The 8341-nt window shown below is 45.2% G+C and carries 8 protein-coding genes, 3 tRNA genes and 1 rRNA gene; 1 reads left to right on the forward strand and 11 read right to left on the reverse strand.

Translation table 11 applies throughout. From position 1 onward, the window contains the following. Positions 1 to 2 precede the first annotated feature (2 nt). Positions 3 to 386, forward strand: a complete 384-nt coding sequence (locus GQF01_RS28570) for a c-type cytochrome (protein WP_161410345.1) — start codon at positions 3 to 5, stop codon at positions 384 to 386. A gap of 42 nt (positions 387 to 428) precedes the next feature. On the opposite strand, the gene GQF01_RS28575 is transcribed toward GQF01_RS28570, so the two are convergent. The 11 genes from GQF01_RS28575 to GQF01_RS28625 all read right to left on the reverse strand — a co-directional run. Next, the gene (locus GQF01_RS28575; RefSeq protein WP_161410346.1) at positions 429 to 2141 is read right to left on the reverse strand and encodes an adenine deaminase C-terminal domain-containing protein; all 1713 of its coding nucleotides are present in this window, start codon (positions 2139 to 2141) and stop codon (positions 429 to 431) included. Positions 2142 to 2162: 21 nt separating this feature from the next. Next, positions 2163 to 3224 (reverse strand): ABC transporter ATP-binding protein, encoded by a 1062-nt coding sequence (locus tag GQF01_RS28580; protein ID WP_161410347.1) that lies wholly within the window; start codon positions 3222 to 3224, stop codon positions 2163 to 2165. Positions 3225 to 3239: 15 nt separating this feature from the next. After that, on the reverse strand, positions 3240 to 4028 hold the full coding sequence (locus tag GQF01_RS28585; protein ID WP_161410348.1) for an ABC transporter permease: 789 nt from the start codon (positions 4026 to 4028) through the stop codon (positions 3240 to 3242). A 4-nt stretch (positions 4029 to 4032) separates the two neighbouring features. Beyond that, positions 4033 to 4854, reverse strand: coding sequence for an ABC transporter permease (locus tag GQF01_RS28590; protein WP_161410349.1), 822 nt, complete (start codon positions 4852 to 4854; stop codon positions 4033 to 4035). Between the two features lie 27 nt (positions 4855 to 4881). After that, positions 4882 to 5814: a nucleoside hydrolase gene (locus GQF01_RS28595; RefSeq protein ID WP_161410350.1), complete on the reverse strand. Its 933-nt coding sequence runs from the start codon at positions 5812 to 5814 to the stop codon at positions 4882 to 4884. Between the two features lie 74 nt (positions 5815 to 5888). Continuing rightward, positions 5889 to 6986 (reverse strand): ABC transporter substrate-binding protein, encoded by a 1098-nt coding sequence (locus tag GQF01_RS28600; protein WP_161410351.1) that lies wholly within the window; start codon positions 6984 to 6986, stop codon positions 5889 to 5891. 258 nt (positions 6987 to 7244) lie between these two features. Continuing rightward, positions 7245 to 7595: a DUF2294 domain-containing protein gene (locus GQF01_RS28605; RefSeq protein WP_127456545.1), complete on the reverse strand. Its 351-nt coding sequence runs from the start codon at positions 7593 to 7595 to the stop codon at positions 7245 to 7247. Between the two features lie 281 nt (positions 7596 to 7876). After that, positions 7877 to 7958 (reverse strand) — tRNA-Leu (locus GQF01_RS28610). Between the two features lie 16 nt (positions 7959 to 7974). Next, positions 7975 to 8046 (reverse strand) — tRNA-Gln (locus tag GQF01_RS28615). Between the two features lie 17 nt (positions 8047 to 8063). After that, positions 8064 to 8136: transfer RNA gene (locus GQF01_RS28620), tRNA-His, on the reverse strand. A 108-nt stretch (positions 8137 to 8244) separates the two neighbouring features. After that, positions 8245 to 8341 (reverse strand): 23S ribosomal RNA (locus tag GQF01_RS28625); the annotation flags it as partial.

An 8341-nucleotide genomic window follows, 5' to 3' on the forward strand; every position in this document is an offset into this window, starting at 1 on the left:
ACATGAAGAAAACCTTATTAGTGCTCACTCTGTTGCTCGCCAGTTCTCTGGCTGCTTGCGGCAAGAGTGAAACAAAACCGGAGGCAAGCTCGTCCGCACCTGCAAGCCCTGCCGTTTCAGCAAGCCCTTCCGCGACCCAGAGCACAGGGGGTACAACAACCAAGGTTGAGGCATCAGCCGTGTTCAAAGCCAACTGTGTAAGCTGCCATGGTGTCAACCTGGAAGGTGCTGTAGGCCCTAATCTTCAAAAAGTAGGCAGCAAATTATCTAAGGATCAAGTTGCTGCAACGGTGACCAACGGGAAAGGCGCAATGCCTAGCTTCAAAGGCAAGCTCAATGATGATGAAATTTCGTCCCTCGCTACTTGGCTCGCCGACAAGAAATAGATACAAAAAATCCCGCCTCAGAATGAGAGCGGGATTTTTATATTATTTAGAGACGATCAACGGTACGACTTTACCGTTATTCACATCAATTAGACCGTAATCAGTTATTTTCAAAGCTGGACTTACTGGCAAAGAATGCGTGCTGATCGACATAATAGGATTATAATGACAGTAGCCTAATGATTCCATCGCTTTACGCAATTGTTCGACTTCCCTAGCTACTTGCTCAAGTGGAGCTTCCGTTAAAATACCGCCGACAGGCAGCTTAAGCGAAGCAATTACCTTACCGTCTTCTACGACGCTAAAGCCCCCCTGATTGTTAATGACCTCGTTAGCCGCGATGACCATATCCTGCGGATTATGTCCGACAACAAGCAAGTTGTGATTATCGTGCGAATAAGTCGTCGCCACGGCTCCTCGTTTAATCGTATCCCCGCCAATTAAGCCATAGGCACGATTTCCGTTTTTACCATAGCGTTCAAAGGTAGCAATAAGCCCTTTTCCGCTTTCCTGCCACATAAGCTCACCTGAACGAACAGGAACCTCCGTATGATGCTCCTCAGTAAAGGTTGAACCGTTTTTCACCATCATCATACGGCAGTCATAAGAACCGTCCATTACTTCAACGTTAACTGAGAAATCTGCTTCTGTTAATGGCGACATCTGGACGCTTTGATAATAATGGGCTGGAAAAGCAGGTGCATTCGTGACTGAGGTATAAGCCTCTTGAACATCATAGACCTTGCGTCCGTGCTTGAACACTTGGTCAATAGTCAGAAGCTCCAGATCAGAAATTAACTGAAAATCACCGACTTTGCCCGGTGCGATAACGCCGCGATCATACATCCGCATTCTTTTCGCTGGAGAAAGGGTACTCGCATAAATCGCATGCTCGGGTTTCATCCCCATCTCAATTGCTTTACGCACAATATGATTCAAGTGACCGCGCCGTTCGAAGGAATCCGCCATCACATCATCGGTAACAAAGCAGAAGTGCTCAGACACTTCATGCTCCATCAAATAATCCATTACTTCAGGCGTCATGGATTTCTCCTGAATTTCTATAAACATGCCCGCAGCGATCCGGGCTTCCATACCCTCAATCGTCTGATGCGTGTGATCGGAATCGACTCCGCTATAGATCATCCTATGCAGGTCCAAATCCAGCAGTTTCGGCACATGCCCCTCAATAATCAGATGAGGATAGTGTTTGCGAATATGCGTGAGGATGTGATTCGTTTTGCAGTCTGGATCTGTTATGACATCTACGAAATTCATAATTTCACCTAGACAAATAATTCGCTCCGTTCGCAGCAACTCGTCCATATCCTCGATTTCGATCGATCCGCCGGACGTTTCCATGGAGGTAGCAGGAACCGAACTAGGAAGGGCATAGAACATGTCCGCTACACAATTCTGGCTGGCTTTGATGAATTCCTTGACCCCGTCAAGTCCAAAAACATTAGCAATTTCATGCGGCTCCGGAACAATCGTCGTAACGCCATTGCGAATAAGGCCGTAGGAGAACGTCTCTGGTGTGACCATGGTGCTTTCGATGTGCAGATGGATGTCGATGAGGCCTGGAATCATGTAACGGCCTTGCCCGTCCAAACGCTCAGCAGCCGCAAAGCTTTCCGCACCCTTTTTTCCGATATATAGAAACTTGCCATCCAGAATAGCTGCGTTACCCTCGATGAATGTTTTGAAATAGCTATTATAAATCTTTACATTTTCAATCAGTAAATCAACCTGCATATGCCTTAACCTCCAAGTACACTACTCTACTAAAACCAGTTTCTCGCTTGGAAAATGAAGCCGAACCTCTTGACTGCTCGGATATGGGAACTCCATTTCTTTATTGACCGTAATGTCTCCGAGTGCCGTCTCAACGACGTATTGATAGCTTCTTCCCAAGAAGGTGCTCACTTTAACACGTCCTGTCACTACATTGGGACCTTCCTCGATTTCCCCCGGCATACCAAGGACGACATCATCTGGGCGAATAGCGCCTTGCATCCCAGTCTGTTCACCCTTATTAACATGCTTAGTTACAGTGAACATATAGTCTTTCACTTTTAGTGCAATCAGTTCTTTTTCTTCGTACCTTGTATCAAAGGAGATAAAATTCGTAAAGCCAATAAAACGAGCCACGAACTCTGTTTTTGGATATTTGAAAATCGTTGCCGGAGCACCCAGCTGCTCGATAATCCCTTTATTCATAATCGCCACCTGATCCGAAATGGAGAAACACTCCTCCTGATCATGGGAGACATAGACAGTCGTAATACCAAGCTCTTGTTGGATACGACGTATCTCTACGCGCATATTGATACGTAGATTGGCGTCCAAGTTGCTAAGAGGCTCGTCGAAGAGCAGCAGCTCAGGTTCGATAACCAGCGCCCTGGCAATAGCCACGCGCTGTCTCTGACCGCCTGAGAGTTCTTTCGGATAACGTTTCTCGAAGCCAGACAAGCTTACCGTTTCCAGAATTTTGCGAACACGTCGATCAAGCTCTGCTCCGCTTACCTTCCGAAGACGAAGGCCGAAGGCCACATTATCGTAAATGGACAAGTGCGGGAACAGCGCATAGCTCTGAAACACGAAGCCGAAGTTACGCTTGCTAACGGGAATACGAGTGTAGTCCTTCCCATTTAAAGCGAACTTCCCCTCTTTAGCTAATAAGAACCCGGCGATGAGCCTTAAGGTCGTCGTTTTCCCGCATCCGCTAGGACCGAGAAGAGATATTAAATTTCCTTTTTCTACATTTAAATTGAAGTCCTTCAAAATATATTGCTGGTCGTAGGCAACCGAAATATTTTCCAGAGTAAGCAATGCCATGGATGAAAGCCTCCGTTATCGTTTGGTGAAGTAGGATAAACCCATCAACCGTTCAATGATGAACATAAGTACCGCGGTTAAGATCATAAGTAAAACCGAAATAGCAGCAATCGTAGGGTCAAAATGGTTCTCCACATACGTTAGCATCTGAATTGGCAGCGTGCTGATGCCAGGACCCGTCATAAAGACGGAGATGTCGACATTATTAAAAGATTCCAAAAATGCAATCAGAATAGCCGCAATAATCCCTGATTTGATGTTCGGCAGGACCACTTTAAAGAAAGTTTTCAACCGGCCGGCGCCAAGACTCAGGGCAGCTTCCTCAACCGCGAAATCGAAATTCGCTAAGCTTGATGCGATGACACGGATGATGAAAGGAAGCATAATCACCGTATGTCCTATAAGCAAAGCTGCATAGATCGGAAGGTGATACGTGACGATGAGATACCTCAGCATCGTAAATCCAAGCACGATACCAGGAATAAGGACTGGGGAAATAAAAACAGCATTCAATGCCTCTTTCCCTTTAAACGCGAACCGACTTAACGCATAAGCCGCTGGAATTCCAAGCAGCAAAGCAAACAAGTTACCAATCAGCGATACAATAATAGAGGTGCCCGCGGTTGTCAGGAACATCTTAACTTCCCAAATGTTGCGGTACCATTTCAACGAAAATCCTGTCGGTGGGAATTTCAGTACACTCCCTGGCTCAAATGAAGCAAATGCTATAATAACGAGCGGCCCGAGCAAGAAAATATAGACAAGAAGGGTGAAAAACGCCAGCCCTCGATTCTTTTCCCGCATAGTTCTACCCCTTCGGATTTAATTTAGTCGCCAACTTATTCATTAGCGCGATGACGACGAAGGTAATCACGATCATAATCACAGCAATGACAGAGGCGAGATGCCAGTCGTTAAGCGTAATCGCATTCTGATAAAGGAACGTGGAGATAACTCGCTGCTTGCCACCAAGCAAAGCAGGCGTCGTATAGGCTGTCAGGCTGCCGACAAAAACAAGAATACTTCCTATGATTAATCCGGGAACGCTGAGTGGCACAATGACCTTAACGAAAGCTTTAAATCGATTAGCTCCCAAGCTTTCCGCCGCTTTGATCAGATCCGGATCTATATTCTCAAGAACACCGACCAACGTAATAAGGATGAGCGGTAAAAACAAGTGGATGAGACCAATCATCATCGCAGCTGGCGTGTACAAAATATCCAGTGGTTCCTTAATGAGACCGATCGCGATCAGGGCGTTGTTGAGTAATCCTTTTTTACCTAAAATAATCATCCAACTGAACGATCTAACGACAGAGCTTGTCAGCAATGGAAAAATAGCTAGCGCAAGCAGAATAGCCTTCTGTCTAGGACCCTGTTTGGATATAAAATAGGCCACCGGAAACCCAAGGATGATACAGAGAACCGTGGTCACCAAGCTGACACGCAGCGTTGTCCACACAATTTTGAGAAAGTACGGGTCTTTGAAAAAATTTAAATATCCTGCAAAGGTAAATGTTCCTTTATCGAAAAAGGTCGAACCTATCGTAAGAAGGATCGGAACTACCATGAAAACCGTCAGGAATAATACACCTGGCAGTAATAGTAATAATAAGTACGTTTTTTTCATGCAGCTTTACTCCTGTTCCTAGGTTCGCTATGCACGTAACGTGCGGATAAAAAGTTCGAGAAATTCGTCAGCCGCAACCTCGGTACATACTTGTACGTTGGCCGCTTTGGACAAGCGATTCTGAAAATCGCATACCGTTTGCCCATCACACAGCTCACTCTTGGTTTCTACATCGACGTAGTACTCGCGGGTCGTGACCAGCTGTTTGTTTAACGCTACTCCGACTGCAAGAGGATCATGAAGCGCACAAGATCGAATACCATTGCGTTCATGGTAACGCTCCATATAATCTGCTGTGCTCTCCTTCACATAACGAGCTATTGGCGAGTCCCCAAGTGCACGGATATGCTCGTCCGTCAGCAGCGCTTTCCTTGTTACATCCAAGCCTACGAGGGTCAGGTTTGGGAAGCCTGCTTGAACGACGATTTTGGCCGCTTCCGGATCGACGTAGATGTTGAACTCCGCTGTAGGCGTCACATTGCCGAAGCCTTGGACGACGCCGCCCATCACAACTACTTCTTTCACTTGATGAACCAGCTCAGGATACTTCATAACGGCCAAAGCTAGGTTCGTCAGTGGAGCCGTCATGACTAGGGTGACCTCTCCAGCGTGCTGTTTCACTTGATCCACGATGAAATCAACAGCATGCCCCTCGGCTGCCTCTACATGAACCGGCATGTCGAGTAAAGCTCCGCCAAGCCCATCTTTACCATGGACGCGATGCTCAAAGAAAGTGGGGCGCATCAAAGGTTTATTCGCGCCTCGAATAACAGGAATCTCATGCTCCACCCCAAGCAGTTGCAGAATTTTGCATGTATTCACTGTCGCTTGATCCAACGATACGTTTCCATTCACCGTAGTGATGCCCAGTACGTCCATTTCTCCGCTTTTTACGGCAAGCAGGATGCCTAGTGCATCATCTATCCCTGTGTCCACATCGAGGATGACTTTCTTTTTCATAACTAAGCCCCCTTCAAGTCCTTTTAAGAAAACAAAGGTATACACACCAGCATATACCCTTGTCCACTTCTATATTATTGAGCAACTTCCTTATTCCAACGATCAATCCACGATTTAAGATGCTCATTCACGAATTTCATATCCATCTTGATCAACTTATTTACAACATCTGCGCCATAAGTAATCCCTTGAGCTTCATCAGCGGAGAGCTGCAGGGTAGTGTTTACAGGTGAGTCGACTTTCGCTTTAGCGGATTTCTCTTGCACTTCTTTGCTCAAATGCCAGTTGATGAAATCTTCTGCCAGTTGCTTATTTTTGCTTCCTTTAACCACGTTGACCGTATTCATTACGGCATATGCCCCTTCTGCTGGGGAAATGAACTTCGTATCAGGCACAGCCGCTTTCAAATCCTTCACATACATCTCCATGATCGGACCAGCAGCAATTTCTCCTTGCGCGAACATATTAACGAATTCAGAAGTTTGTCCATAATACTTGACGACTCCTTTATTCAGCTCCTTAACCTTTGTGAAAGCTTGATCCTCATTGAACTTCGCATTGCCGGATACCAGTGACGCTGCATCTAGAACCATTGGACCTGTTGTAGACGTAATGTTTGGAAGTGTCAGCTTCTTGGAGAGTTCAGGACTCCACAGGTCGCTCCATGACTTGATTTCTTTACCTACTGCTTTAGGATTATAGGCGATTCCGAATCGGCCTATCGTGTAGGCAGGACCGTAATCTTCACCAAGCGGTGCCTTAGCAATATCGTAGATATCTTTTAAATTCGGAATACGGCTGCGGTCGATTTTTTCGAACAAACCTGCTTCAATACCTTGCTGTGCATAATAATCGGATAAATACATAAGATCCACTTTGGAGCTACCTTGTTTCACTTTATTCAAACGTTCCGAGTTATTGCCGATTTCCAAAACAATCTTCACATTATGCTCTTTCTCAAAAGGCGCATATACTTCTTTCTTGAAGAAATCATCGGAAAAACCCCAAGTGGAAATAACCAGTTGTGTAGGTTCTCCTTTTGTTGCTCCTGCTGGCGAAGCTGTTGCTGCACCCGTATTGCCCTGATCTTTCGCAGGTCCAGTCCCACACCCCGTCAAGGCCAGTCCTACTACGGATAAAGAAATCAAACCACGAAGCATTTTTTGTTTCATCGTTAACATCCTCCCAATATCATATATATAATTTGTAGCGCAAAATCCCTTTGTTAAATTTTTACTAGTATGCTACACAGGCTAACAAATATATGCCGTGCTTCTTGCTATGGCTATAAAAAAATAGAAAAGTGCCCTTGATAGAAGATAACTTCTAACAAGAGCACTTTTCATCGTAAACAATGGAAAGAGACATCAAGTGATATACAAGCGGGTAACCTCTTAAGATAGATCAAAAGAGATACACCGTGGTCTAGACTATTTAGTTGGTTTAAGAATAATGTTCGTTATGGCCCATTGAGTCGGTGGATCATAGTCTCTTAACACCGCATCCATGGACAACCCAAGTTCTTGCTCCAGCTTCTCCCGGATTCTCTTCTTGTAAATCGAGGACATGTAAAAATCGACCTCGTGTTTTAGCGTAGGAGCCTCTCCTTCTAAAGCCGTAGAGCGGGGTGACCGACGATGCTTGGCATGAAACGTAATGATATTCTGATCCAAAGAAACCTTCAGCAATGTTGTACCAAAACCGAATAACTCTTTGGAAATCTCGTTATACAGGTGACACAGCTTCTTCTTGTATTCATTCGAATCATCCGGTACGGACATTAAATCACCTTCAAGAGGAATAATTGATCTGTATGATTTCGAGCTATATTAATAATACATAGGATTCCTTAATTAATCAAGGTTATTGTTCGTGATTTTATATGGAATTAAACGTAATTCGACCTAAACTCTTGTAAAATATCCGTTTTTCCGAATGTCTTGCTTAATAGAGATCGTCTATATTAGTAGCCAATGGATCTCGTAGAGCTATAATCATCTGAAGACACCTGCTATAAAACAAAAAAACCTTACATATGTAAGGTTTTCTCGTAACTTTGGGATGCGGTCGGAGGGATTTGAACCCTCACGCCTTGTGAGCGCCACCCCCTCAAGATGGTGTGTCTGCCGTTCCACCACGACCGCTTAAAGGAAAGATAAACTGGGGATCTAGGATTTGAACCTAGGCATGACGGAGTCAAAGTCCGTTGCCTTACCGCTTGGCTAATCCCCAACAAGATAAGGGAAAAGGGCGACCGATGGGACTTGAACCCACGAATGCTGGATCCACAAACCAGTGCGTTAACCCCTTCGCCACGACCGCCACAGTAGGGATTTATTCCCTGAAGACTAGATACGAAACTTGCGTAAAGTTAGTTATTCTTAGGTTTTAAGCAGAGACACTTTTGACTTCGTCAAAAGATCCCTATATTAGGTTAAGCCCTCGACCGATTAGTATTCGTCAGCTGCATACGTTACCGCACTTCCACCTCGAACCTATCAACCTCGTCGTCTACAAGGGGTCTTAC

The sequence above is a fragment of the Paenibacillus silvestris genome, assembly GCF_009882985.1.
GTDB classification, from domain to species: Bacteria; Bacillota; Bacilli; order Paenibacillales; family NBRC-103111; genus Paenibacillus_E; species Paenibacillus_E silvestris.

Bases quoted from the DNA above. Each gene is read 5' to 3' on its own strand.
- GQF01_RS28570 (WP_161410345.1), top strand. From the start codon at position 3: ATGAAGAAAACCTTATTAGTGCTCACTCTGTTGCTCGCCAGTTCTCTG.
- GQF01_RS28575 (WP_161410346.1), bottom strand. From the start codon at position 2,141: ATGCAGGTTGATTTACTGATTGAAAATGTAAAGATTTATAATAGCTAT.
- GQF01_RS28580 (WP_161410347.1), bottom strand. From the start codon at position 3,224: ATGGCATTGCTTACTCTGGAAAATATTTCGGTTGCCTACGACCAGCAA.
- GQF01_RS28585 (WP_161410348.1), bottom strand. From the start codon at position 4,028: ATGCGGGAAAAGAATCGAGGGCTGGCGTTTTTCACCCTTCTTGTCTAT.
- GQF01_RS28590 (WP_161410349.1), bottom strand. From the start codon at position 4,854: ATGAAAAAAACGTACTTATTATTACTATTACTGCCAGGTGTATTATTC.
- GQF01_RS28595 (WP_161410350.1), bottom strand. From the start codon at position 5,814: ATGAAAAAGAAAGTCATCCTCGATGTGGACACAGGGATAGATGATGCA.
- GQF01_RS28600 (WP_161410351.1), bottom strand. From the start codon at position 6,986: ATGAAACAAAAAATGCTTCGTGGTTTGATTTCTTTATCCGTAGTAGGA.
- GQF01_RS28605 (WP_127456545.1), bottom strand. From the start codon at position 7,595: ATGTCCGTACCGGATGATTCGAATGAATACAAGAAGAAGCTGTGTCAC.